Origin of the sequence: Streptomyces actuosus, from assembly GCF_016921115.1 — a bacterium.
Taxonomy (GTDB): domain Bacteria; phylum Actinomycetota; class Actinomycetes; order Streptomycetales; family Streptomycetaceae; genus Streptomyces; species Streptomyces actuosus_A.
The window spans coordinates 95,678-121,605 of record NZ_JAFFZS010000022.1; the positions used below are offsets into that span (position 1 = coordinate 95,678).

Consider the following 25,928-nt stretch of genomic DNA (forward strand, 5'->3'; position numbering starts at 1 on the left):
ACTGCATCACCAGGACGTCGCGGTGAGGACCGGACCCGGCTACCCGGCAAGACTCCTTGACAGCCCTGACGTGCAGGCGCGCTTCGCCGCGGACGCAGGCCCCGGGCGAGTCGCCGGTACCTGAACCGCGCTCAGCCGAAGCAGGGGCAGTCCCGTCCGGCCTCGGGCCGGTCGTTGCTCCTGAACCGAGTGCCCCCTGAAGGCGATCTCCCGGCAGGGGCACGCCAGGGCCTGAGGCTCCTTCTTCGCGGTGGACACCTGACCGTGGAACTTGATGGTCCAGGGGGAGGGGTCTCCAGGCGGGGCGTCTGATCCCGCAGGGTCGAGACGATGCATGCTGGATGCTGCGACGGACATCACCGCGTTCGTCGTCCCCCGCGGCGCACTGGAAGAAGATCTGTTCGACACCTGCTGGAAGGCTCAACGGATCACCCGGACGGATCGGCCTGAACCGTGCCGAACGACGCGAGATGTCCTTTGCCGTCTCTTTGCAACCTGATCCGGTGCTGTCCCGTCTCTGCAGGTGATCCATATCCTCCTCAACTGCGGGGCCCCTGTGAAGAATCGCTCGATCAGCCACATCCTGCGCCTGACCGGCGTGACCGGCGCGGCACTGCTGGCCACCGTCACGACCGCCCTTCCCGCACATGCCGTCAACAGGACGGAGTGCGGCAACAGAACGGACTTTTTCAAGATCGAATCAGTGCACGGCACGCTCTGCTTCGCGAACGCCGGCGAGATGAACGTGGCCATCTACGGCGTGAACTGGATCTCCACGGGCAACAACAAGGTGGAGTTCCGCTTCCAGGCTCTTGAGGGCGATGCGCGCAGGTACCGGATAGGCGCCGGCAAGTGGGTCGCCTACAACCCGGTCGTGGACAGCTACGACGTGTCCGAGCCCGGCAACCGGGTGCACAAGATCGAGTGGATCAAGATCTATTGAGAGGGAAGGTCTCGCCTGCCCGCCCACATGCTCCTTGCCGGGCCTGCCACGGGGCGGCTGCCGGATCCGTGTGCGGAGGGCCGGGGACCGGCTGCCTCGTGCCGGGTGGCCGCCACCCGCACCCCCGGGCGGTCACCCCCGTTCCGGTGCCGCCGCTTTCCCCGGCGGCACCGGGCGGCGCCTCGTCCGAGTCACGGCTGCATCGGTTCGTCGCCGCCGGACGCGCGTGCGCGTTCCGTGGACATGGCTCTTCCGTGGCCGAACGACCGATCCAGCCGTGCGCTCCGCTCTTCCTGCGGGATCTCCATGGGGCGGCGGCACCGATGCCGTCATCGAGGTGGCGCGGGCCCCGTCGCGGGCGGGCCGCATACGCGAGACCTCAGCGGCGTCGGAGTCCGAGTGCCCGCGTGTCGGACAGGCGATGAGAGCACCGTCCAAGGGACGGGCCCTGCAAGCGCCTTCGCGAACCTGTGTGCAAGACCTGGGAGGGAATGGGAGTGCCCAAGAGCACGCTCAGATCAGGAACGGCAGGAAGAACACGCTCCGGGGGTGCTGCGCTTGTCGCGCTCCTCCTCTCGATGGTGCTGACGGCCGTCGGGTCCGTCCGCCCCGTCGCTGCCGCGGCAGCGGACAGCACCGGGTGTTCCGCGGCAGGCTCGTCCTTCGCCACCGAGCCGACCGAGAACGGGGGCGCGGCGCTGCGGATGGGCTGCGCGCGCGATGCGGGGAGCCTTCGCTCACTGGCGCAGAACGACGACGATCTCGTGGCCGCCATCGACTTCGGTCCTGTCGGCCGGCCGGAGCAGCTGCAGCAACTGTTGCAGCAGGTGGTCGACGACGCCCAGGCCGACCAGGCCGATGGGCACTCGCTGAGCGAGTTCTTCACGCGTCGAGCCCAGCAGAACAGCGTGGGGTACTACCAGCAGCCGGCCGACGACGTCAGGTACGAGGGAAGCGTCCGGGCCGTCGGCGACAGCCTCGTGTTCGTGGTGCCGACGGCCGAGATCGGCACCGCGGGTTTCTGGGACGGCTTCTGGAAGAAGTTCGTCACCGGCCTGGCCGCCACCGCTGCGGGAATCGTGTCCGGGGCGCTGTGCCTGGCCGCGTTCAACGTAGGTGCGCCTGCGGCCGCACCGGTGTGCGCAGCCGTGGCCGGGGGCATGGCGGGGGGCGTCAGCGAACTGGTGAGCGCGGCTCTGGACGGGAAGCCGATCGACGCGGAGGTCTGGGGCGCCGCGTTGGGCACCGCGATCTGGGGTGCGCTCGCCGGAGCATTCACCGGAGCGCTGGTGGAATTCGCCGTCGCCGGCTCCAGCGCGTTGGTCGCCGACGCCCAGACCACGCTGAGGCGCTACGCGGCGAAGCTCGGAAACTGGGGAAACCCCCTCGGCGCCGTGGCCGACGTACTCAACGGCAATGCTGCCCGACGCTTCCTCGAAACGCTCCAGCGGCTGCAGCGGGGCGTCGGATCCTGGGCACCGCTCGGCGAGGTCGCGGACGCTGCGGGCGCTGGCTCGCAGACTCGGTTCCTTGACCTCGACGGTGACGGAGACGCCGATCGCATCGTCGCCGGATCCGGCGGCCGGATCCAGGCCTGGCGGAACGTCGGTGTGGGGGACTGGTCCGCGCTGGGCGACGTCACACCGGACTCCGCCGTGCGGGACGATGCGGACCCGCGCCAGGTGTTCTTCGGCGACGTCGACGGCGACGACCGCGACGACTACGTCAGGATCCTCGACGCGGCCGAGTCCCCGACCGGCTTCGCGAGCATGCGTGTGTGGCGCAACGAGTCCACTGCCGAGGCGGTCCAATGGGCGGAGCCGCGCACGGTCGCGAACGACCTGGGCTACACCGGAGACCTGCTGTTCGTCGACATCGACGGTGACAGCGACGACGACCTCCTCGTGAAGGGAAGGCTCAACTACGTCACCGCGTGGGAGAACACGGGGCACGGCTTCCCCTCCGAGGGCGACTGGAAGAAGATCGACTTCGGGTATCCCCAGGAAGGCCCGAGCGGAGAGCTGTCCTTCGCGGACATTACCGGCGACGACCGCGCCGACGTGGTACTTGTCGAGTACGTGTCGGGTGACGTCCTCGCCTGGGAGAACACCGGCGGCCCATGGAGCCTGACGACCGGCTGGAGAGCACTCGGCACCATCCGCTCCGGCGACGCGTTCGCCGGCACCGCAGGCGTCTTCGCCGATCTCGACGCTGACCACGTCGCGGACTTCCTGCTGTTCAACGGCGGCTCAGGGGGCGTCGACGGCTGGCTTCTGCCCCGGTACGGCTCCGGTGAACAGGGGCCCGGCCAGTCGGGCCCCCCGCAGGACCACCCCGAGCTTCCGGCCGGCACGCTCCCGGCTTACAGCGGCGGGCAGCCACGGCCACTGCTCGACGGCAGGCTGCTGCAGAACAGCAACTTCACCGGGACGTTCAAGCCGTGGTGGGTCAACGCCGGGATGAGTCCGAAGGTCCAGGGCGGTGTCTTCTGCGTCGATGCCCCGGCGTCGGAGAAGCCGTGGGACGTTCTCGTCGGGCACAACAGCATCTATCTGCCTGGCGGAAGTTCGTACACGCTGAGGTTCCGCGCGAGGACGAGCGCAGCGGCGAACCCCATCGTGCGCGTCGCGCCGTTCGACAATCCCGGAAAGATCGAGTACTTCGCCAGGGGATTCACGACGGGGGACTCCTGGAAGCACTACGAGTACACGTTCAGGACGGGCTACAGCGACGCGTATGTGCTGTCGCAGTTGCAGTTCCGCCTCGGGGCGGCCGACGAGCCGTACGAGTTCTGCATGGACGACGTGTCGCTCGACGGAAAGGAGTTCGCCTACGCTCCGGACACCGGACCAGCGGTGAAGGTGAACCAGCACGGATACCTCCCCAACGGTCCGAAGCACGCCACGCTGACGACCGCCGCGGCGGATCCGCTGCCCTGGACGCTGCGGCGAGTCGGCGGTGGAACGGTCGCGACGGGTACGACGGAACCCGCGGGCTTCGACGGCTCCGCAGGCGCCTCGGTGCACAGGATCGACTTCAGCGGCGTCTCGGCCACAGGCGAGTTCCGGCTCGCTGTCGGCAGTGAGGAGAGCCACTCCTTCGCCATCAGACCGGATCTCTACGATGCGCTCCGCACCGACTCGATGCGGTTCTTCTACACCAACCGCAGCGGCATCGCGATCGACGGAGCGATCGCCGGAGCCGCGTATGCTCGGCCTGCCGGACACGTCGGTTCCTCACCCAACACGGGGGACACCCGGGTGCCGTGCCAGACACCTAAACCGTACGTCGACAACTGGACCTGCGACTACACGCTCGACGTGACCGGTGGCTGGTACGACGCGGGCGACCACGGCAAGTACGTCGTCAACGGCGGTATCGCCACCTATCAGCTGCTGTCCGCGTGGGAACGGGCTCTCGCAGAGGGCTCGCAGGCGCAGCTCGGCGACTCGACGCTCGCCGTTCCCGAGCGTGGCAACGGCGTCCCGGACATCCTCGACGAGGCCCGCTGGAACCTGGAGTTCATGCTCAAGATGCAGGTGCCGGACGGCAGACCGCTGGCCGGCATGGTGCACCACAAGGTGCACGACGAGTCCTGGACCGGCCCGCCGATGCTCCCCCATCAGGACAAGAAGAAGCGGGAGCTGCACCGCCCGTCGACAGCAGCGACGCTCAACCTCGCGGCCGTCGCCGCACAAGGAGCCAGGATCTACGAGCGGTTCGATCCGGGCTTCGCCACCAGGCTGCGCAGCGCCGCCGAACGCGCCTACACCGCGGCGCGGGCCGAGCCCGCGCTGTATGCCCCCCGCGCGGACCGCATCGGCGGCGGCCCGTACAACGACAACGACGTGTCGGACGAGTTCTACTGGGCGGCAGCCGAGCTCTATCTCACGACGAACAAGGGGAACTACCTCGACGACGTCCGGGCGAGCCGGTTCCACACGGCCGGAGCCGCCTTCAGCCAGAACGGGTTCTACTGGGGCTCGGTCGCCGCTCTCGCCCAGCTCGACCTCGCACGCTTCGGCGACGGGCTCACGGAGCACGCGCAGATCGGGACGTGGGTAACGGCTGCCGCCGACCGTCTCCTCTCGTTCCAGCGGGCCGAGCGGTTCGGCCAGACGTACACCCCGTCGGACGGGAAGTACGACTGGGGCTCGAACGCGTCGATGCTGAACAACCAGGTGGTCCTCGCCACCGCGTACGACCTCACGGGCAGCGATGCGTACGCCGACGCCGTCTTCGAAGGGTTCGACTACCTGTTCGGCCGCAACGCCCTCGGGCAGTCGTACATCACCGGATACGGTGCGAACGACGCGAAGAACCAGCACAGCCGCTGGTACGCGAAGTCCTTCGACGCGACACTGCCCAACCCGCCGGTCGGGACAGTCGCCGGCGGGCCGAACTCCGGCCTCCAGGACCCCCTCGCCTCGTCATGGCTGCACGGCTGCGCACCGCAGCTGTGCTACGTCGACAACCTCGAAGCCTGGTCGCTCAACGAGATCACCATCAACTGGAACTCGGCCCTGGCCTGGATGAGCGCATTCGCCGCCGACGTGGCCCGGCGTCTGTGACAGCGGCAACCACCCCTTCGCTGCACCGCTCCGAAGAGGGGACGAGAGGGGACAAGGCCTCCCCCTCCCGTACGCCCGCTTCCCGGAAAGCGGTGTACACGGGTCGTGGAGACTTCAGCAACGCCTCACTGCACCAGCTCGGCGTGCGGATGGTCAGGGGACGCCGGATAGGCGTGGAGCTGCAGGTCATAGCCTCGGGCACGGGCGATCCGGGTGTGGTTCGCCGACCGGACGCCAGGGGGAAGCAGGTCGCTGGCCTGGTCCCCTTCGGGGGCCCAGCTCTTGGTACTGCCCTTCCCTTCGGTCGAGGCGATGGTCAGCAGCGGGTCCATCTCGGCGCCGCGCGTGAGGCAGGTCCGGGGCACGGGGTCGGTGAGAGCCAACGGGTCCAGCCACCGGCCTTCCAGCCGGGAGAGATGGACAGCTTGTTCATGCAGAACTCCCCGGGGCCACGGCGTAGGAACTGCCCGCCGCGGCCCCGGCGGCCTGCCACCTGTCCCAGTCCGCCAGCTGTACCTGCAGCTCCTTGCTCAGCTCCATGAAGTTGGGGGCTCGATGACCTCCTCCGGCGAGAGGAGGCATGGCTGGGCAGGTAGCCGGGGAACTCGACCGCGGGCGGCTCGGGGGATGTGTCGAGGACATCGGTGACCGCGACGGCCGACCGCCAGAACAGCGCGATGCTGGGGTGGGGGTGGTCTGGGTGGTCGAAGGGACACCACAGCACCTGGAGCAGATCGGCGTCCGCCTGCCCGGGAGGGCGCGGCAGGGGGACGTCGCCCATGTGCAAGCATGGTTCATGCCGCCGGCTTCAGAGGTCCCGAGGAAATTGTTGATCAGGTGACGGTCGGCTTGTTCGCTCGTAGTTTCCGGCGTGGGGAAGGGAATGCCGCGGCCGAGGGTCGTGTCGGATGAACTGTGGTCGCTGATAAGCCGCTGCTGCCGGTGCCGGTGCCGAAGCTGGTGGCGGGGCGGCTGCGGGCGCCGGATCGGCAGGCGTTGTGCGGTGAATTTGCTGGTCAGTCAGGGTCGGGCAGCTGGGTGAGCGAGTCGAGGGCTGCGGTGATTTGACCGGTCCAGGGCCAGTGCCGGGCCAGGCGGAGGATGCGCCGGCGGCCGGTGGTCACGAGCTGTCCGGCCGCGGTGAGGGTCGCGACCGGTTCACCCGTGCCGCCCGGCCCGTGGTCGACGAACCCCATCAGCGGGTGGTGGCCGTAGTTCGCTTCCATGGGCGCAGCCGGGCAGGTGACTCAGCTGGGCGTGCATCGGGCCTCGACGCGTATCACCTCGCCGGCCGTCTGCACGGACACGACGGCGACACCTGGGATCCACGGGAACGACAACTCCTGCAACTGGGACCACACCTCGTGCACGGTCTCCGAATCTCGGCCGCACCATCCGTACGAGGAGCGATGTCGAGGCGACTTCCGCATCATTCGACGGAAGATCAGCAGCTACAAGGCGCGACCGGCTCACGAATCTTGCGGCAGACCCTCGCGCGCCGGTCTGCCGCTACGTCGGAGCGTCTTCCTCGGCTCACTCGGCACGGGGGCGGACCAGGCCGTGATCGTAGGCGAAGATGACCGCCTGAACACGGTCGCGGGCACCGATCTTGGACAGGACGCGGCCGACATGGGTCTTCACCGTGGACTCCGACAGGACGAATCGGCTGGCGATTTCACCGTTGCTCCAGCCCTTGCCGATGGCGACGAGGATCTCGCGCTCTCGGTCGGTGAGAGAGCCCAGTCTCAGGTCCTCGGCGGAGCCGTCGTCGCCCGGCGGCACGAGACGAGCGAACTCGTGGAGGAGGCGGCGGGTGAGTGCGGGGGCGATCACCGCATCCCCGACAGCGACCGCCCGGATGCCCGCCAGGAGTTCCTCGGGGCGGGCGTCCTTGAGGAGGAAGCCGCTGGCTCCGGCGCGCAGGGCGGTGTATACGTACTCGTCGATGTCGAAGGTGGTCAGGATGAGGACGCGGGAGCGGTCGCCGGCGGCGACGATCCGGCGGGTGGCCTCGATGCCGTCCACGCCGGGCATGCGTACGTCCATGAGGACGACGTCGGGACGCAGTTCGGCGGCCTTGCGCACGGCTTCAGCCCCATGGGCGGCCTCGCCGACCACCTCCGTCTCGGGCACGGAGTCGAGGAGCATGCGGAAGCCGTACCGCTGGAGCGGCTGGTCGTCCACGACGAGCACGGTGGTCACCGCGCACCGTCCTGGGGAGTCAGGTCGAGGTCGGCCCGTACTGTCCAGCCGACGCCCGCGGGGCTCGCGCTGACGTGCCCGCCATAGAGTGCCGCTCGTTCTCGCATGCCCACCAGGCCGTGTCCTTCCTCGTTCGTCGTGCAGGGACGGCCGGTCGGGGTGAGTGGGCCGGAATCTTGGACGGTGATGGTCAGCCGCGTGTCCTCCACGACGATCGCCAGGTTCGCACGGGCACCCGCGCCGGCGTGTTTCAGCGTGTTCGTCAGGGCTTCCTGCACGATGCGGTAGACCGTCAGCTGCACACCGTTGTCCAGGGCATCGGTGTCTCCGGCCCTACGGTAGACGACCTCCAGGCCAGCAGCGCGCACGCTCTCGCACAGTACGTCGATGTCGGTGAGACCGGGCTGCGGGCTCATCTCGGGCTCGGTCGGCACACCGTCCGCCTCACGCAGGACGCCGAGCACCCGCCGCAGTTCCCCCAGAGCCTGGCGGCCTGTGTCGCTGATGAGGTGCAGGGCCTCTTTCCCCCGCTCGGGGGCGGCGGCAGTGGCGTAGGCGCCCGCGTCAGCGAGAGTGATGATGACGGACAGGTTGTGGCCGACGATGTCGTGCATCTCGCGGGCCACCCGTGCCCGTTCGGCCGCGACGGCAAGTCTGCCGCGCTGGTCGCGTTCGGTCTCCAGCCGGGCCGCGCGGTCCCGCAGCCCGGCCAGCTGAGCCCGCCGGATGCGGATCACCAGCCCGAGCGCGAGGGCGGCGGTCGCTGTGCTGAGCAGGAAGAAGAGCGCGTCCCAGACCGGCACCGCCGCCGAGGCCCGCGCAGCGACCAGACTCAGCGCACCCGCTGTGACCACGCATGCCCGGGGAAGCTGCCGTAGCCGGCCGTGCAGGGCAAGGCTGTAGAGGGCGACGAAGAGGGAGACGTCCGCACGAAGTGCGGCGCCGAGCGCCCACTGGAGGACGAACACGCCCGTGACGGCGCCGAAGGCGGCGGCGGGTGCCCGTCGCCGCCACAACAGAGGCAGCACCAGCCCGGCCTGCAGGACCAGCATGCCCGCCAGGGGCAACCGGGTGAACGCCACCTGGAAGCGGCGTGGGCCGTCGCCGTCGTCGTCCCTGCCGAGCACGCCGACCGCGTGCAGCAGGTCAGGGAGACAGAACAGCAGGAGGACCAGAACCACCACCGCGGTGTCCAGCACCCACGGACGGGCCCGGTCGGCGTGCCGAAGCCGCTGGCCGGCCCGGCCGAGCCGGGCGACCAGCGGCCCCATCCCGGTGAGATCTTCGGTGGTCACGGTGGTCATCAGACCATGATGCGGGTGGCTGCCGCTCAGACGTCGCTGCGCAGCAGCCGGTAGGCCGCTCCGGCCAGTGCCAGGGCTGCCCATCCGAGGAATACCAGGAGCCCGGCGCCCGGCGACAGGGAGGTCGAGTCATGGGTCAGGGCGAACATCGACTCGCCCGCGTGGCTGGGGAGATAGGAGTCGATGTCGCCCTGCCACGAGCTGGGCAGCAGGGAGACCAGCCCGGGTACGAGCATGAGCGCGGCCACGAGCACCGAGATGCCACCGGCCACGGACCGCAGCAGCGCTCCCAGCGCGGTGCCGATCACGCCGACCATGCCGAGGTAGAGCCCGGCGCCCAGGAGGCTGCGGACGACGCCGGCATGGCCGAGACTCATGGCGGCGGGCGTGCCGGAGACAATCCGGCTGCCGACCAGGAAGGCTGCGAAGGCGCCGACCGTCGCCATGACCAGTGCGACCAGCCCGTACACCGTCGCCTTGGACCACAGCACGGGCAGCCGGCGAGGCACCGCGGCCAGGGTCGAGCGGATCATGCCGGTGGAGTACTCGCCCGCCGTGACCAGCACGCCGAGCACGCCGAGTGCCAGCTGGGCGAAGTTCGTGCCGGAGAGGGACAGGCTCACTGCCGTCGCGGTGGCGAAGTCGCGGTCCATGTGCCGGCCGGAGTCGAGATTCGACGTGTAGTGGCTCGCGGCGATGACACCGAAGGCGACGAGGAACAGCAGGCCCAGGCCGAGGGTGATCCAGGTGGAGCGCAGCGACCAGAGCTTGGCCCACTCCGAGGCGAGCACGCGACGTCCGGTCACCCGGTAGGCGGGCCGGGCCGACTCGGCCTGGCCGGCCTCGGGAGTCTCGGGGGTTGCCGCGAGGGTGCTCATGCCGCGCTCCCGGAGGTCTCGTCGCCGGTCGTGGAGCCGTGGTACTCCACGGCGTCCCTGGTCAGTTCCATGAACGCCTCCTCCAGCGACACCGCCTTCGTGGTCAGCTCGAACAGAGGGATTCCGTGCTCGGCCGCCTTCAACCCGATCTCACGGGCGGACAGGCCGGTCACCTGCAGTTCCTCGGAGCCGATGCGGCAGGTGATCTCCACGCCCGGCCCGGCCAGCACGTCTCGCAGGTGCGCGGGGTCGTCCGTCGCCACCTGAACGGTGTCGCCGCCCGCCTCGCGCACCAGGTCCTGCACGGTCGTGTCGGCCAGCAGTCGGCCACGCCCGACGATGATCAGGTGATCCGCGACCAGGGACACCTCGCTCATCAGGTGGGAGGAGACGAACACTGTGCGTCCCTCGGCCGCGAGCGCGGTCAGCAGGTTCCGGATCCAGAGAACGCCCTCGGGGTCCAGTCCGTTGACCGGCTCGTCGAGCATCACGGTCTGCGGGTCGCCGAGCAGGGCCGCCGCGATACCGAGCCGCTGCCCCATGCCGAGGGAGAAGGCACCGGCCCGCATCTTCGCGACACTGCCGAGACCGGCCACTTCGATGACCTCGTCGACGCGTCGGGGCGGAATGCCGTGGGTCAGCGCCAGCGCACGGAGGTGGTTGTAGGCCGAGCGGCCCGGATGGATCGACTTCGCCTCAAGCAGCGCCCCGACCTCCTGCAGCGGAGCCTGGTGACGGGCGTAACGCCGTCCGTTCACGGTGACGGAGCCGCGCGTCGGTGCGTCCAGCCCGACGATCATGCGCATCGTCGTCGACTTGCCCGCACCATTGGGCCCCAGGAAGCCGGTCACCGTGCCGGGCTTCACGGTGAAGTCCAGCCCGTCGACGGCTGTCTTCTCCCCGTACCTCTTGGTGAGCTGCTGTGCCTCGATCATCCGGTTTCTCTCTCTCGGATCGTGGCGCCCGAAAGCGCGTGACGCCTCCTCCGTCACGCTAAGCCCGCGAACTGCCGGATCCGGTGGTACCCGGGAGTGATCAGTGACGGCCGGGTGGTACCGGGGTACTAGACCTACCGGTGAAATGCAGCTCGTCAGGCCACGGAATGCCCGTGTCCCGCCGACTGCGGCTGATTCAAGCGACGGCGAGAGGTCCCGGATCAACGGTCCAGGCGGCCGGCACCGCCCACCGGCGGTGCGCTCCTGGATGCGGCGTGGGCCGCACCCCGAGCCCGCTGCGCGCTGTCCAGCATGTGATCGCTGTCGGATGTGGCATGGGCGAGGCGTGCACAGCACGCTGCCAGAAGGAGCCCGCCCGCCACAGAGGGCAGGCTTCGGCGTGCCGGTGGCGGAGCCAGGAAGGCCCGTCCCCGCTGGGGCACTGCGCGAGTGGACCGCTTCCTACGCGTTCCCGCCCGGAAGACGGCAGGGGACCATGGCCGGACTCCATCAGGCACCGCGCCGCGACGGGCGAGGCCCCGCCGACGGTCGGCCCACGACTCCCGCCGTGCCAAGCGCCCGTATCCGCCAAGTCGCCCCCTCACTCCGCGCACGCGGCATCCACGCGGCGCGCGCCACGGACAGCAACAAGAACGGCAAGGTGTGGGCCCTCACCCACACCCCGCCGTCATGACCGGCCGCCTGCCCCGAGGCGCCCCGGATCGGCATCCCGCCGCCCGGGCGCCGCTGCTTCCGGGGGGACACGCGGGTGACGACGAAGAGGGCGCGTCCCGTACCGAATGACCGACCCCCGTTGTGCTCCGCTCGCGACCTCCTCGACCCCGACATCACGCGAATCCGCTGGCCACAGACCCAGAAGAACGGCCCGCGAAGTCCGGGTCTAGCGGTCCGTGCCGAAGTAGCGGTCACCGAAGTCGCCGATGCCGGGCACCATGTAGGCGTTCTCGTTGAGCCTCTCCTCGATCGCGGACGTCACGATCCGTACGTCGGGGAAGCGCTCGCACACTGCCGTGATGCCTTCCGGCACGGTGATGAAGTTGACGAAGACGATGTTCTCCTCGGGCACGCCCAGTTCGAGGAGCAGCTCGATGGCGGCCACCGCCGTGCCGCCCGTCGCCAGCATCGGGTCGAGCAGCAGGACGTGGCGGTCGGCGATGTCGTCGGGCAGCGCCTGGTAGTACAGGTGCGGTCGCTTGGTTGTCTTGTCGCGCTGGATGAGGATCTTGCCGATCCTGATCCCCGGGATCACCGCGCGCAGTTCGCTCTCCATGCTCTCCCCGGCACGCACGATGGGCACGGCGAGCAGCCCGTCGGCGAAGCGCAGCCCGCGGTACGTGCTGCCGACCGGGGTCCGGACGTCGTACGGCTCGAAGGGCAGGAGGTCGAGGGCGGCCTCGGTCAGGAGGCGGATGATCCGGCCGGCGTGGAACACGAAGTCTCGACGGCTGGCCTCCCGGTCCCGGACGACGGTGTGCAGGGCGCGGAGCTGGTTGGTCTGGGGCAGCAGGTGGACGTTGCGGCCCAGGTACTGCTCGATGGAGGCGACGGGTGCGGGGCCGGTCCAGGCGGCTGCGTCGCTGGTCTGCCGGAGTGCGGTGGTCATCTCTGGTCCTTGGCTGGGAGGGCGGTCAGTCGGTCGGCGGCTGCTCGAAGGTGGGCGGAAGCTCCGGCGTCGCGGTGAACTGGCCCGCGGCGACCCGGTAGATCGACCTGCCGCCCGTGCGGTGCCACAACTCGCGCATCACGTGGACGAGCTTGGGGTTGTGCTCTTCCTCCTCCTCGACGGCCCGGGCGATGTGCCAGTCCCATTCGCGGGTCCAGCGCGGGTCGGAGAGGTCGTCCGTCGCGGTGTCGAAGAGGCCGTCGAGCGCGGTCAGCTTCCCGGGCGTGGAGAAGTGGCCGCGGGAGAACAGCACGCCCAGGATGCCGGTCCAGTACGCCTTGACCACACCGGGGCGCTCTTCGGCGGGGAGCGCATCGGAGATGGCCCGCATCGCGTGCAGAGCGGTGATGAGGTGGAGGAGCAGGAAGTCGCCCGGCTCCGCCAGGTACAGCAGGGTGACCGCGTAGGCCAGTTCGTCCCAGCTGGCGGCGGGGTCCTGTCCCTCGATCCAGCCGGGAGCGTCGTGGATCAGGGGGTGGCCCTCGCCGAGCATCCGGGCGATCCGGTACTGGAGGCCGGACCTGCGCAGCTCCGGGTGGATGTCGGCCGAGGTCTCGCCGACCAGGTTCTCCACCTGTGCGCCGAGCTGCGGCTGGTTCGCCTCCCAGTGGCGGGCGATCCGCAGCAGCGAGTCCTTCGGCGTCTCCGCTTCCTGTGCGGCCGCGGGGACCGAGCGCTCGGGATGGCAGCTCACGTAGGAGAACGCCAGGTAGGAGATGCCCTCGATGGCCATCCAGCGGTGACCTGCGGCCAGTGCCCAGCCCAGGTGGATGGTCGCGTGCTGGAGCGCTCCGGCCCAGCCGGGCAGCAGCTGCGGCAGGTAGCGGCGCAGCAGTTCGGGCATCCCCAGTTCCCGCTCGCGCCGGTCGAAGAACTCGCAGTAGGCGGCCCAGTCCTGGCGCTTGCCGACGAACTCCAGCCAGTTGTCGTCGTCGATGGTCCGCCCGGCCGGCCTGGCCGACTCGACCGCGCAGCCGTACGGCGTCATCCGGATGTAGTTGTCGTGGTAGTCCCTGATCCGCTCCGGCGCGACGCCGAGACCGGCGAGCGCGACCACCGCGTGCTTGACGTGGTTGGTCAGGTGGCCGTTGAACTCGATGTGGTACGTGCGGTCGTCCAGCAGCCCGTCGACCAGGCCGGAGCCGGGCAGCATGCCGAGGATGTACGCCACGACCTCCGGGAACGTCTCGGCCACATGGGACGGCCCGGCCGACAGGAGCTCCGCCCGGCCGTGCACTCCGTACGTGACCGCGATCGACCCGGTTCCGGCCGAATGCGCCATCTTCAGGTCGTGGGTGGTGTCACCGACCATCACGGCGTCCTCGGGGCGGGCACCGAGCTGTTCGAGGATGCGCAGCCCCGACTCGGGGTGCGGCTTGGGGTGGGCGACGTCGTCCGCACCGATCAGCACGGCGAACTGCTCACGCAGTCCGGCCGCGGCGAGCAGGGCGTCGGCGCTGCGGTGGAACTTGCTCGTGGCCACCGTCAACGTCACGCCGTGCCGCCGCAGTTCGGCCAGGCCCTCGGCGACGCCGGGGAAGACCAGCGAGCGGGCGCGGGGCAGGATGACGGTGCGGAACGCCTCCTGGTAGCGGGCGACGCCGTCGGCGACGACGGGGTCGTCCTGCGGGGCGCCCAGCAGCTTGGCGAACGCCTGTTCCAGCGGCAGGCCGATGGTGGCCCGGACGTCCGCCTCCTCCCGGGGGCTCTCGCCGAGCGCCTCGAAGGCGGCGGCGAACGTCTCGACGATCGCCCGCGGGGAGTCGACGAGCGTGCCGTCCAGGTCGAACATGGCCACGTGTGTCACGGCTTCCTCATTTTCTTCTGTATCCCTGGTGGTGCTCACTGCGACTCCTCGCGCCGGAGCCGGGCGTGGGCGGCGGCGAGCCGGCCGCCGACCTCGGCGGTGTGGATGAGGACGGCCATGTTGGCCGCGGCGGAGCGGCCCTCGGTGGCGCGGTCCACGGCACGCATGACGTACTTCGTCACAGCGCCCCCGCGCACCCCGTCGGCCTCGGCACCGCGCAGCGCCGCGGCGATGGCCTCCTCGATGTCGTCCCCGTCGATCGCGTCCTCCTCCCGGGTGGGGCTGGTGATCAGGACACCGCCGGGGTTGCCCAGGGCCCAGTGGGTGTCCACGGCACGGGCGATGAGCGCCTCGTCGTCCAGCCGGTGCGGGGCGCGCAGGCCGCTGGAACGGCAGTAGAAGGCCGGGAAGTCGTCGAAGCCGTGGGAGATGACGGGGACGCAGTGGGTCTCGAGGAACTCCATGGTCAGCCGGAGGTCGAGGATCTTCTTCGCACCGGCGCAGACCACCGCCACCTTGGAGCGGGTGAACTGGATCAGGTCCGAGGAGATGTCCATGGTGGTCTCGGCGCCGCGGTGGACGCCGCCGATGCCGGCGGAGGAGAAGAACGTGATGCCGGCGAGTTCCGCCGCCACCAGCGAGGAGGCGACGGTGCTGGCCCCCATGCCGCCGGAGGCGAGGACGACCGGCAGGTCCCGGCTGCTGACCTTGGGGATGCCCGGGGTGGAGGCGAAGCGCTCGATGTCCGCGTCGGTCATCCCGACCAGGATCCGGCCGCCGTCGATGCCGATGGTGGCGGGTACCGCACCGCCGGCTCGTACGGCTTCCTCCACCTTCCGGGCGGTGGCCGCGTTGTCCGGGTAGGCGAGTCCGTGGGTGATGACGTTGGACTCCAGGGCCACCACCGGGTCGCCGTCGGCGACGGCCGCGGCCACCTCCGCCGTGAAGACGAGGGGGACGGAATGCGAGCCTGGTGTGCGTGTCGTCATGGGTTTCCTTCCAGGAACCGGAGGGGCGGTGATCAGTAGTTGGGCGTCTTGCGGAGCAGGTCCTGGCGGCGGAGTATCTCGGGCTCGTAGACCTGTTCGTGCCAGGCCTCCTGCTCGACCGGTTCGATGGCGATGGAGACGACGTCCTCCTTGCAGCCGAAGGCATTGCTCACCGCCGAGGTGAGGGCGGCGAGGAGTTCCTTCTCCTGTGCCTCGCTGAGGGCGACGGGGAAGTGCTTGATGCTGATGTGGGGCACTCCGACCTCCTGGGAGATGACGTGGGACGGGGGGATCTGCCCCGGAAGCGGGGAGCTGGCGGTGGCGCTCAGCCGGTCGTTGACCAGTGCGGCGAGTGCGGTGACGTGTGGCTCGCGCAGCAGTTCGTAGTGGCCGGAGGACAGGTGGTGCACGGCGGGCGGCGTGACGGAGAAGGTGCCCTGGCGCTCGACGAAGGAGTAGTAGTCGTCGTCGTTGGCCTTGACGAGCGTCACGGGGGCGCTCAGGCGTCGCCCGGCCAGTTCGTGGAACTCGTACGTCGGGGAGTAGGTGCGCTTGACGATGCCGGTGACGGCCTGGACCAGCTCCGCACCGAGGCCGGGCATGCGGCCCGTGACGAAGTCGACGAAGCCGGCCTCGTCGGTGACGGTGCGCAGGCAGTCGTCCAGCTGCGGGCCGCTGAGGGTGCCGGCGAAGACGGAGTGGAGGACGGCGAGAAAGGCCCGGCTGGTGAAGTCCGCCCGGCCCGTCGAGCCGGCCGTGTCCTCCTCGCGCAGCCGCGGCATGCCGGGGGCGATGAGGAAGAGGTGCTCGACCCGCTGCCCGGCCTGCTCCAGCTGCCGGGCCGCCTCGAAGGCGACGCGGGCGCCGAACGAGTAGCCGCACAGCACGTAGGGGCCGTCGGGCTGGACGCTGCGGATGGCCTCGACGTCCGCCGCCGCCATCTCGCCGACCGTGCCATAGGGCACCTCGCCGCGGTTGATGCCGTGCGCCTGGATGCCGTGGACGGGCCGGTCCTTGCCCAGGGCGGCGGCCAGCGGGCGCAGGTTCATGGGGTAGCCGCCCAGGCCGGGCCAGCAGTGGATCGGGGCGCCGGTGCCCTCGGGCTGGAGCGGGACGAGCCGAGTGAGGGGCTCCGACGCCTCGGCATCCAGCCGGGCGGAGAGCTTCTCGACGGTGGGCGCGTCGAACAGCACCTGCAGCGGAACCTGTCCACCGAACGTCCTGTTCATCCGGTTCACGAGGGCCACGGCGAGCAGGGAGTTGCCGCCCAGCTCGAAGAAGTCGTCCGTGACGGAGATCTGCTCCTGCTTCAGGACGCTCTGCCACAGGTCGCGGATGCGGCGCTCGGTACGGGTGCGGGGGGCGACGAAGGCCCGTACGGCCAGCGAGAGTTCGGCCTGCCGCGAGGCCTCCAGGGCCTTGTTGTCGATCTTCCCGTGGGCGGTCAGGGGCAGCCTGTCCAGGACGACGATCCGGTTGGGCAGCATGTAGCGGGGCAGCAGTCCGGCGAGGTCCTCCTTGATCAGCTCGGCCGGCCCCTGCATGTGGACAACGTCCTCCTTCATGTCCTCACCGCGCAGCTGCTCGTCGCTGACGCGCCCGCCGACGAAGAAGTACGACGGTCCCGTGGGCAGTCCGCAGTCGGTGAGGATCCTGTTCAGCCGCTTGGCCGCGGGCAGGTCGTTGCCGGTCCTGGAGCTGTAGCCCGAGGACATGAAGCCGAGGTTCAGGCCGTTCATCTGCAGTCGCTGCAGCTTGCTGCCAAGGTCGAGGTAGTGCCGCCAGGCGTCCGGGCCGGTGGCGACCAGGCTGATGCCGAGGCCCGCCCGCTCGTAGACCCGCTGGTTGATGGCGATCACGTGCTTCTTGAGCACCAGGTCGTCCGAGATCCGCACCAGGTCCCCGTCGGCGTACCGGTACTGCCCGGCCGGCAGGCCGTCGATCCGGCCCGGATGCGCCTGGACGTAGACGTCCAGCGCGTCGGCGCCGCTCTCCGCATCGTGCGGTACGAGGTCGAACGTGCCCAGGTAGTGGTCCTCCTCGGCGCAGGCGAGTCGCTCCAGGACCGCGGGCCGGTGCGCGGCGGCGGCGATGCCGAGGCCGTAGGCGGGGAGCACCTCCTCGAAGAGGCCGACCATGTGCCCGGCCTCGATCTCCAGGACCTCCTGGATGTTGTTGCGGTAGACCGGCTCGATCGCGCCGTGCTTGCCGAGGAAGTGGATCCTCGCCCGCGGCGCGGACCGCCGCGCGGTGGGACCGATCAGCACCAGGTGGTGGTGGAGCGGGTGGTAGTAGTACAGGCCCGGCTCGATGCCGCCGATGCCGTCGAGTTCGAGGTACAGCTGGGTGGCGTAGAGCGAACCGGGCGAGGCGTACGCGTACTTGGGCAGCAGCCGCTGGTCGCTGAGGTACTGGCCGAAGTTGCGGAGGAGCGCGCCGAGTTCGGCCCGGGTCAGGCTCTCCGGGGAGCGCGGGACGACGCCCGAGCGGGTGGCCGGTGCCAGCAGGCGCAGGATGTCGTCCCGGTCGACGGGGCCGCCCTCGTAGCAGCGGTACGTCTTGCGGGCGAAGGCCAGGGCACGCTGCTCGGGGCTGGCCTCGGCGCCGGGCAGCGGGGTCACCGAGCGGCCGACCAGGTCCGCGGCGTCCCGGCAGCCCGCGTGCGACAGCTGGGCCCTGACCTGGAGCCTGCTGCGCTTGGACTGGTGGTGGGCGCCGTGGCTGCCCTGGTCCATCAGGGCGGCTTCCTTGGGGTTCAGCTCCACGAAGGCGACCAGGTTCTGGAAGCCGGTGGTCTCGTCGTCCTTGAGCAGGACGGCCGAGCTGCGGACTTAGTCGTGCGTCTCGATCGCCTGGCATATCTCGTCCAGCTCGACCCGGTAGCCGCGCAGCTTGACCTGGTTGTCCGTGCGCCCGACGAACTGCACCGTCCCGTCGGCGTTGAAGTGGGCGAGGTCGCCGGTGCGGTAGAGGCGGGCGCCTGGGGTGACGGAGAAGGGGTCCTGCACGAACCTCTCGGCCGTGAGGTCGGGGCGGCCGAGGTAGCCGCGGGCCACCTGGATGCCGCCGATGTGCAGTTCACCGACCTCGCCGACCGCCGCCGGCCGGCCGGCCGCGTCCAGGACGTGGAAGGTGGTGCCGCTGACCGGGGTGCCGATGGGCATGACCCGGGGGCCGTTCTCCACCGCGGTGCGGTCGACGACGAAGGCGGAGGCGTTGATGGTGCACTCGGTCGGGCCGTAGAGGTTGACGAGCGAGCAGTCCGGCACAGTGTCGAGGAACTGGGCGGCGAGGCTGCGGGACAGGGCCTCGCCACCGCTGAACACCTGGCGCAGCGAGCCGCACTCGGCGAGGGTCTCGGTGTCGAGCAGTGCCTGGAGGAGCGTGGGGACGCACTGGAGGGTGGTCACGCCGTGCCGCCGGACGGTGGCCACGATCGCCTCGGGGTCCCGGTAGATACCGGGGGCGCCCATCACCACGGTGCTGCCGCAGGCGGGGGCGAGGATCTCCCACTGGGCGGCGTCGAAACTCAGGGGGGTCTTCTGGAGGATCGTTTTTCCGCCGTCGATGCCGCAGGCTTCGGTCAGCCATCGCATCTGGCTGACGACGCTCCGGTGCTCGATCATCACGCCCTTGGGCTTGCCGGTGCTGCCGGACGTGTAGATGACGTACGCGAGGTCTTCCGGACCCGCCGCTCCGCAATCGTCCGCCGCCGGAGAAATGCACCCGTCGAATTCCTCCGGCGCATGGAGAAAGTCAGTGGTGACGACCCGGACGTCGGCAGGCGATATCTCGCGGAGGCGGGAATCAAGTAATTCCTGGGTCAGGACGAGTTCCACCCCGGCGTCCGCCATCATGTATGCGATGCGCTCCTCGGGGTATTCAGGGGAGAGCGGGACGTACGAAGCGCCGGCCCAGAGGATTCCCCATACGTTCGTCATCAGTTCCAGCGAGGGCTCCATGAACACGCCGACACGGCTTCCTCTGGTCACCCCGGCGTGCCTGAGCCGGGCCCCCAGCAGTCTGCCCTGGTCCAGCAGTTCGGCGAACGTCAGGCTCCGGTCCTCGTGGACCACGGCCGTCCGATGGGGTGCGGCACCCGCCTGTTCGGCGAGCAGCGTGGTCAGGCAGGTGTCACTACGTCGGGTCTGGATATTCGCGTGGGGGCTCATGGACCTCTCTTTTCCGCAGCAGCGGCATTTCCCGGAAACCGCCGCAGTGACGACGATCTCGGGGAACTCGCGCGCTCGTCGTGCCCTGCGGCAAAAACTGATCAAAGGCTAGGAGGGACTTTCCGGCCCGGTCAACAAGTTATGGGCGTGTTCGCGGAAATTGATCGCGGCTTCAAGGTGAATTCATCTCGCGGGGGCGGCCACCGATTTCGGGCACGGCGAAGCGAAGGTGCACCCCGGCGCGGCCGGGCCGGACGGTGAACAGGGAAACGAAGGCGTCGGCCGACCTCGACCGGGAGCGAGCCGGTGGGTGGAGGAGCCGTACGGCGGGGAGCGGTTCAGCCGATCTGGCGGTCGCGGCCCGCGAGCAGGCCGGCCCCGATCTGTACCAGGGTCATCACCAGTATGAAGGCCAGGGGCGCACGCCAGCCGTCCGTGTGGCCGTAGAGCACGCCGACGACGAGGGGGCCGGGAATGGAGAGCAGGTAGCCGAAGCTCTGCACGAACCCGGAGAGCCTGACGACGGTGGCGCTGTCGCGGCCACGCATGCCGATCATGGTCAGCGCCAGCGGGAAGGAGCAGTTGGCCACGCCGAGCAGGAACGCCCACAGCCAGGGTGCGGTGGAAGGGGAGGCCCACAGCCCGGCGAAGCCCGCCAGGCCGCACAGGCCGATGCCCGCCGCGATCCCGCTCTGGTTGCGCAGCTTGCCGGCCGCGGCCGACAGGGCGAAGGACAGCGGCACGCCGAGCAGGGACGTGCCGGAGAACAGCAGGCCGGCGCTTTCCGCGGACAGTCCGGCGTCGCGGAACATCTGCGGCAGCCAACCGATGATGACGTAGGCGGAGCTTGCCTGGAGCCCGAAGTAGGCGGTGAGCGCCCAGGCGGTGGGGTCGCGGGAGAGCCGCCTGTGCGCGTGTGTCTGCGCTTCGTCCGCCGCGTTCGCCGCGCCGGCCGTCGCCGGTGTGTCGTGGCGGCTCTGCCGGCGGCCAGCGGCCAGCCAGGGGGGCACGGCGATCGCGGCCAGGACGGCCCAGATCCCCAGGCCGTATCTCCAGTCGCCCCCGAACGCCGCGGTCAGGGGCACGGTGACGGCGGCGGCGGTCGAGGCGCCGACGTTCAGCGCCATGGAGTACAGCCCCGTGACCGCGCCCACCCGGTCGGGGAAGCGCTGCTTGACCACGGCCGGGAGCAGCACGTTCGCGATGGCGATGCCGGCCAGTGACAGGGCGGTCAACGCGACGAACAGGGCGGCGTCGGTGGCGAACGGACGCGCGGCGAGCCCGGCCGTCAGCAACGCGGCGCCGGTCGCGATCGCGCCGCTCGCGCCGTACCGCTTGGCGAGGACGGGAGCGGTGGAGCCGACCAGGGCGAAGCAGACGGCCGGGATGGAGGTCAGCAGGCCGGCGACCGTGCCGCTCATGGCGAGGCTGTCGCGGACCTCTTCCAGGACGGGCCCCAGGCTGGTGACGCCCGGCCGCAGATTCAGCGCCGCGATCACCAGCGCAACGAGCGTCAGTCTGCGCAGCCGCAGTGAGCGGTCGGGGGGCACCGCCCGGCCGCGTAAGACGGTGTTCTTGAGCTCTTCCTTCGTCACACCACCGATCATAGACTCATCCCATGACTCTAGGTCCAATGATTAATGTACTTGCATGCGGGGTCATATAATGATGGGATGACTATGGATCCCGTTCGCCGTGAACCACTGTCTAGCCAGGTGATCGCTCGCCTGCGGCGACAGATCACCTCCGGCACGTGGCCCGTGGGATCGCGCATCCCCACCGAGACGGAGCTCGTCGAGCAACTGGGCGTGGCGCGCAACACGGTGCGCGAGGCCGTGCGCGCCCTCGCCCACACCGGCCTGTTGGACATCCGCCACGGCTCCGGGTCCTACGTCCGGGCGACCAGTGAGCTGGCCGGCATGATGCGGATCCGTTTCGAGAAGGCCCACACGGACGACGTCGCCGACGTGCGTGGAGCACTGGAGGTCCGGGCGGCCCGACTGGCCTGCGCCCGCCGCACGCCGGAGGACCTGGAGCGGCTGGACGCGCTGCTCGCCCAGCGGGACAAGGCCTGGTCGCAGGGAGACCGGGTCGCCTTCGTGAACTCCGACGTGGCTTTTCACCTGGCCGTCGTCGCCGCGTCCCACAACACGGTCCTGGCCCAGTTGCACGCGGACCTGGGCGAGGTGATCCGGGCCTCGCTCCTGGACCACTTCGGCGAGGAGCTGCGCCCCGAGCAGTTCCAGGACCACGCGCGCCTCGTCGAGGCCATCCGCGACCGCGACGGCGACAGGGCAGCCTACGAATCCGGTTCCTACATGGGCTGTGCTCCCGCGCAGGGAGACGACTGACCAGGACGGGACATCCCGCTCGCGCGGGGAATACTTGATCCTCATGAAGCCGACGATCGTCATCGTCGGGGCCGACCGGCAAGGGGGTCGCGTCCCGCGAGGTGGTGCAAGCGATCATGCGCTGCGCCCTCCGGCACCTGGCTCGCGACGATCTCCCCGTCGGCGCGGCGCGAAGTGGCCCGGTCAGGCGCCGGGAGTGGCCCAGCCGGTCGAAGTACCCGGCGTGACCTGCGAGTTCCGATCCCTTGATCGGCTGCACCACCCGGCGGGACGCCGTTGCTTTTGGACTGCGCGCGCCCTGTCAAGGGGGCGGGACCCCTGGTGGTCCCTTTGGTGTCGAAGCCGGGGGACGAGTGATCCGGGGGTCCCGTTGTCTCAGAAGTCTGTCAGTGTCCGGTCCGGTGCGCCATTGCCGGATGTGTGCGCGCCTGGTCAGCTGGGCGAGTTGACGCAGGTCATCGACCCCGATCTGGTTGATGCGGTGCTTGAGGACACCGGTGCCCGCGAGCAGCGGGTGCGGCTGTTGCCCTCCCGCGTGGTGTTGTACTTCGTACTGGCCTTCGCGTTCTTCGAGAACGCGTCGTACCAGGCGGTCTGGGGCAAGCTCACGGCGGGAGTCGCGGCCGAGGCGGCGGTCGGCCCGTGTGCTTCCTCGCTGTCGCGGGCCCGGACTGGGCAGTGCCCCGCTGCGCCGTCTGTTCGAGGTGCTGGCCGGACCGGTGGCCGGCCGCAGCCAGGCCTGCGCCTTCTACCGGGGGCTGCGCGTGGTCGCGGTGGACGGCACCACGCTGACCGCGCCTGACGAGGAGGCCGTGACCTGGTACTGCCCCAAGCACGTCGGGCAGGTCCGCACCTTCGGCTATCCGCTGGTGCGGCTGGTGGACCTGGTGGAATGCGGGACCCGCGCGCTGCTCGGCGCCTGCTTCGGCCCGGACGGTACCGGTGAACTCGCCTACGCCCACCGCTTACTGGGCCGCCTGGACGCCTCGATGGTGCTGCTGGCGGACGCCTACTACGACGCGTTCGGCTTCCTGCGCGCCGTCGCCGACACCGGGGCGCACTTCGTGCTGCGCTCGACCCGCAAGCGGCGGCCGTCCCTGCGGCGGCCGCTTCCCGACGGTTCCCACCTGACCGTCATCCAGCGGCGTGAGTACCGCGCGGGGCGCGGATACGAACGGCTTGAGGTGCGGGTGATCGAGGCGTGGATCACCGTCACCCTCTCCGACGGCACGCGCCGTTCTGAGCTGTGGCGGCTGCTGACCGACCTGCTCGACGCCGAGCGTTATCCCGCACCGGAACTGCTGGAGCTCTATCACCGCAGGTGGCAGGCGGAGACCTGCTACTTCTCGCTGAAGTCCACGATCTTGGACGGGCGGGTGCTGCGCTCGCGCAGCGTCCCCGGCCTCGAGCAGGAGATCTACGCGCTGCTGGTCTCCTACCAGGCGCTGATCAGGGTGGCCGATGACATCACGACGGCCTGCCCGGGCCTGTCAGCACAGAGGATCAGCTTCACCGTCCTGCTCCAGGCCGCCGCCGACCAGATCGTTGCCGCCCGGGGCGCTGCCCCACATGCCCCCGTCGCCTTGGTCGGGGCCATCGGCCGCGCTGTGCTGGGCGCCCTCCTCCCGGCCCGTCCCCGCCGGCGCCTGAAAGCCCGCTACCGCAAGACCGCGAGCAAGTACAGCTTCCACAGAGGCGATCACCCCCGCACCGTCCAGGCGTACACGCTGGAGGTGCAGATCATCCAGGACGGCGTCCTTGACGCCGCCCCCAAAACCTGAAAGCAACGGTGTTGCACCCGGCGGGACGCCATCGGCAAGGGACGATGCCGCTGGACGATGCGCTGGAAGGCACCACTGAGCGCGTTCCAGATCGGATCGCCTTCGAAGGCCGACCCACCCCCACCAGCCACTGACCTTCAACAACCAAGATCAGCCGTTGATTGGACAGACCCGACAGCCTCCCGAGCCTGGCATCCGGCTGTTTGTGCCGACTCTGACGCTTGATAGTCGGGCCGCCAGGGCAGAACGGGAAGAACTGCTGTGCAGTGATGTCTTGCTATGGGGGCTGGCCTTGGGTGCACCGGCATCGGATCCGATCGTCGTACGTCAGAACACTCCCGAGATGATCACGCTTCTGTGTGCCATGTCGGCGTCGCACGCGCGCGCCACCAGACTGAGTTCGTCCCATGTCGCTGTGTCGGTGCTGCTGGCGGGTACCGCGCTCGTATCGGTGTTCGTGTCCGCGGCAGGGACGGCAGTGACACTCCTGGGCTCGCTGTGGGCCGCGGTCTACGCGATCGGCTCCGCCTCCTGGACCGAGCACGAATTCCGCCGGGCGGCCCTGCTGCAGGAGACCTTCGATGTGCGGCTGTTCGGCCTGCCCTGGAACGAGGTGGTGGCCGGACGGATGCCGACCGCCCAGGAGATCAGCCGCATGGCCCGGCGATACCGGGGCTCCGAGGGCACGCTGCGTGACTACTACGAGATTCGTGACTTCCCCGTGCCGGTGGACGTGCTCGCCTGCCAACTGCAGAACCTGGGGTGGGGAGCGCGTATTCGCCGTCGTTACGGTCTCACCGTGTTGACCGGCCTGGCGTTGTGGTGTCTGGCCGGGCTGCTGTTGGGAGTCCTGGGTGAACTGACCATCTCCGAAGTCCTGCTGCGCTGGTTCGTGCCCTCGTTGGGTTTTCTGCTGCTGGGGCTGGATACCTACCGGTCCCAACAGGACATCATCACCAAGCGGGAGCAGGCTCTCGCGCTGCTCACGGATCGGCTGAGGGACTTCGTCCGGCGCGGCTCCCCAGCCGTTGGGCAACCCGGGCTACTGGTCTTGTCCCGGCAGGTCCAGGATGTCCTGCTGCAGACCCGTATGCGGTACGCCCGGGTACCCAACTGGTTCTTCCGGCGGTTCCACAGCACCGACCGCGCGGACTTCTCGGCTGCCATGGACGAACTGGAACATCTGCTCGCTACGGCGCCGGATCCGGTGCCGTAGCGGACGGGGGTCCGCCCTCTGCTAGGCGCAGTGTCCAGATGTGCCGCTGGACCTCCTGGTTCGGCATCAGTTCCAGCATCTGGTCCAACAGGGGAGAGTGCTCGCGCTCGGGAGAGTGGCGCAGGACCACGCTCGCCAGCGCCATCTGGTTGGAGGCCGGCCATTGGACGGCCGGCCCGATCAGTCCGGCCGTCTCCGCGAAGCCCCGTTCCACCAGGCGGCCCAGGATCTGCTCTCCGAAGGCTCGGGCATCGGCCGTGCTCGCCAGGTCGTAGCGGCCGACGAACTCCACGAACGAGGTTCCGATCCTGGCACAGAATTCGTCGTCGGGGTAGCTGATGACAATCGTCTTGACCAGTGCCAGCAGCGCCTTCTGGACCGTCTGGTTGTCGGGAATGTCGAGCATCAGGTCGGCGATCAGTCCTTCGACATGGCTCAGGAGGTCATGGCCTCGGCACCGGCCGTCACGCAAGAGAGCATGAGCCAGACCCAGTACGGCCGAGGTCTCGGCCGGAGCGACCGGGGTGCCGCCCCCCAACCGCTCGCGCGAAACGGCCAGCCAGCGCAGCGTCGTCGTCTCGTCCGATTTGCCGTGCTGCCGCATCAACACGGTCAGTGTCTCCAGCATCCGCAGCCGCACCGAGGCCCGGCGGTCGTCCGCGTACCCGGCGAACAGCTCCGGCCGCAGCCACTCCCAACCGTTCGTGGCAGCCTCTCCCAGCCGGACTGCCGCCTGCTTGGACGTGTCCTCTGCGGGTGATGCCACCAGGGCGATCAGTTCCAGCCCGGCCTTTGCCTCGTCGTCGCCCTCCGACAGCTTGCCCAGCACCCGGGCGGCCAGCGGGCCGGTGAACAGCTCCTCGGTCCGGTTCAACGAGTTCCACAGGGCTCTCAGATGTCCGGTGGGGGCCAGGCTCACCAGGTTAGCCAGCAGCCGACCGCGATCGTGGGGTGGAGCACCGTCGAACGTGTCGGCGGCGGCTGAAATCTGGTTCTGGATCACTTTCCGTGCAGCGTTGACGGACGGTCACGGGCCCGCCCCCGCCGCACGGTCACCCGGCCAGCAGGACGCGCTTGCGGAGCAGGGCCAAGCCC

General features: G+C 69.7%; 19 protein-coding genes and 1 pseudogene. 7 read left to right on the plus strand and 13 right to left on the minus strand.

What is annotated here, in order from left to right; genetic code table 11:
* Positions 1-556: 556 nt before the first annotated feature.
* Positions 557-943 carry a beta/gamma crystallin domain-containing protein gene (locus JS756_RS24255; RefSeq protein WP_307791001.1) on the plus strand — a complete coding sequence of 129 codons (387 nt, stop codon included), beginning with the start codon at positions 557-559 and terminating at the stop codon, positions 941-943.
* A gap of 578 nt (positions 944-1,521) precedes the next feature.
* Entirely contained in the window at positions 1,522-5,514 is a 3,993-nt protein-coding gene (locus JS756_RS24260; RefSeq protein ID WP_205385299.1) for a glycoside hydrolase family 9 protein, read from the plus strand.
* A gap of 125 nt (positions 5,515-5,639) precedes the next feature.
* On the opposite strand, the gene JS756_RS24265 is transcribed toward JS756_RS24260, so the two are convergent.
* From JS756_RS24265 to JS756_RS24290, 6 genes are all read right to left on the minus strand, one after another.
* The gene (locus JS756_RS24265; protein ID WP_205385300.1) at positions 5,640-5,897 is read right to left on the minus strand and encodes a hypothetical protein; all 258 of its coding nucleotides are present in this window, start codon (positions 5,895-5,897) and stop codon (positions 5,640-5,642) included.
* A gap of 633 nt (positions 5,898-6,530) precedes the next feature.
* Positions 6,531-6,740 (minus strand): hypothetical protein, encoded by a 210-nt coding sequence (locus JS756_RS37585; RefSeq protein WP_205385322.1) that lies wholly within the window; start codon positions 6,738-6,740, stop codon positions 6,531-6,533.
* A 307-nt stretch (positions 6,741-7,047) separates the two neighbouring features.
* A complete protein-coding gene (locus JS756_RS24275; RefSeq protein ID WP_205385301.1) occupies positions 7,048-7,716 on the minus strand; it encodes a response regulator in 669 nt (222 codons plus the stop codon).
* Positions 7,713-9,020 carry a sensor histidine kinase gene (locus JS756_RS24280; protein WP_205385302.1) on the minus strand — a complete coding sequence of 436 codons (1,308 nt, stop codon included), beginning with the start codon at positions 9,018-9,020 and terminating at the stop codon, positions 7,713-7,715. The genes JS756_RS24275 and JS756_RS24280 overlap by 4 nt, the downstream gene beginning before the upstream one ends.
* Before the next feature lie 26 nt (positions 9,021-9,046).
* A complete protein-coding gene (locus JS756_RS24285) occupies positions 9,047-9,898 on the minus strand; it encodes an ABC transporter permease (RefSeq protein ID WP_205385303.1) in 852 nt (283 codons plus the stop codon).
* Positions 9,895-10,833, minus strand: a complete 939-nt coding sequence (locus JS756_RS24290; protein WP_205385304.1) for an ABC transporter ATP-binding protein — start codon at positions 10,831-10,833, stop codon at positions 9,895-9,897. Before JS756_RS24290 ends, JS756_RS24285 begins: the two co-directional genes overlap by 4 nt.
* A gap of 568 nt (positions 10,834-11,401) precedes the next feature.
* On the opposite strand from JS756_RS24290, the gene JS756_RS37590 reads away from it, so the two are divergent.
* On the plus strand, positions 11,402-11,527 hold the full coding sequence (locus JS756_RS37590; RefSeq protein ID WP_275892723.1) for a hypothetical protein: 126 nt from the start codon (positions 11,402-11,404) through the stop codon (positions 11,525-11,527).
* 207 nt (positions 11,528-11,734) lie between these two features.
* Here JS756_RS37590 and upp read toward each other — a convergent pair whose 3' ends face one another.
* The 6 genes from upp to JS756_RS24320 all read right to left on the minus strand — a co-directional run bounded on the left by upp (position 11,735) and on the right by JS756_RS24320 (position 21,092).
* On the minus strand, positions 11,735-12,457 hold the full coding sequence (upp, locus tag JS756_RS24295) for a uracil phosphoribosyltransferase (RefSeq protein WP_205385305.1): 723 nt from the start codon (positions 12,455-12,457) through the stop codon (positions 11,735-11,737).
* A gap of 25 nt (positions 12,458-12,482) precedes the next feature.
* On the minus strand, positions 12,483-14,324 hold the full coding sequence (locus JS756_RS24300) for an HAD-IA family hydrolase (RefSeq protein ID WP_307791005.1): 1,842 nt from the start codon (positions 14,322-14,324) through the stop codon (positions 12,483-12,485).
* Between the two features lie 35 nt (positions 14,325-14,359).
* Positions 14,360-15,313 (minus strand): pseudouridine-5'-phosphate glycosidase, encoded by a 954-nt coding sequence (locus JS756_RS24310; RefSeq protein WP_205385306.1) that lies wholly within the window; start codon positions 15,311-15,313, stop codon positions 14,360-14,362.
* Positions 15,314-15,345: 32 nt separating this feature from the next.
* Positions 15,346-18,078: a thioesterase domain-containing protein gene (locus JS756_RS24315; protein ID WP_307791007.1), complete on the minus strand. Its 2,733-nt coding sequence runs from the start codon at positions 18,076-18,078 to the stop codon at positions 15,346-15,348.
* A gap of 66 nt (positions 18,079-18,144) precedes the next feature.
* Positions 18,145-19,485, minus strand: a complete 1,341-nt coding sequence (locus tag JS756_RS36955; protein ID WP_240204277.1) for a non-ribosomal peptide synthetase — start codon at positions 19,483-19,485, stop codon at positions 18,145-18,147.
* Between the two features lie 338 nt (positions 19,486-19,823).
* The gene (locus tag JS756_RS24320; protein WP_205385307.1) at positions 19,824-21,092 is read right to left on the minus strand and encodes a CynX/NimT family MFS transporter; all 1,269 of its coding nucleotides are present in this window, start codon (positions 21,090-21,092) and stop codon (positions 19,824-19,826) included.
* A 66-nt stretch (positions 21,093-21,158) separates the two neighbouring features.
* Between JS756_RS24320 and JS756_RS24325 the strand changes: the two genes are divergently transcribed.
* From JS756_RS24325 to JS756_RS24340, 4 genes and pseudogenes are all read left to right on the plus strand, one after another.
* Complete coding sequence (locus tag JS756_RS24325) at positions 21,159-21,836, plus strand: FadR/GntR family transcriptional regulator (protein WP_438817341.1); 678 nt, start codon at positions 21,159-21,161, stop codon at positions 21,834-21,836.
* 43 nt (positions 21,837-21,879) lie between these two features.
* Positions 21,880-22,449: pseudogene (locus JS756_RS38095) on the plus strand (transposase domain-containing protein); the annotation flags it as partial.
* A 31-nt stretch (positions 22,450-22,480) separates the two neighbouring features.
* The gene (locus tag JS756_RS24335) at positions 22,481-23,617 is read left to right on the plus strand and encodes an IS4 family transposase (RefSeq protein ID WP_307791011.1); all 1,137 of its coding nucleotides are present in this window, start codon (positions 22,481-22,483) and stop codon (positions 23,615-23,617) included.
* 205 nt (positions 23,618-23,822) lie between these two features.
* Positions 23,823-24,833: an S-4TM family putative pore-forming effector gene (locus JS756_RS24340; protein WP_307791013.1), complete on the plus strand. Its 1,011-nt coding sequence runs from the start codon at positions 23,823-23,825 to the stop codon at positions 24,831-24,833.
* On the opposite strand, the gene JS756_RS24345 is transcribed toward JS756_RS24340, so the two are convergent.
* Entirely contained in the window at positions 24,808-25,836 is a 1,029-nt protein-coding gene (locus JS756_RS24345; protein ID WP_205385311.1) for a hypothetical protein, read from the minus strand. The two genes, JS756_RS24340 and JS756_RS24345, sit on opposite strands and share 26 nt — an antisense overlap.
* Positions 25,837-25,928 lie beyond the last annotated feature (92 nt).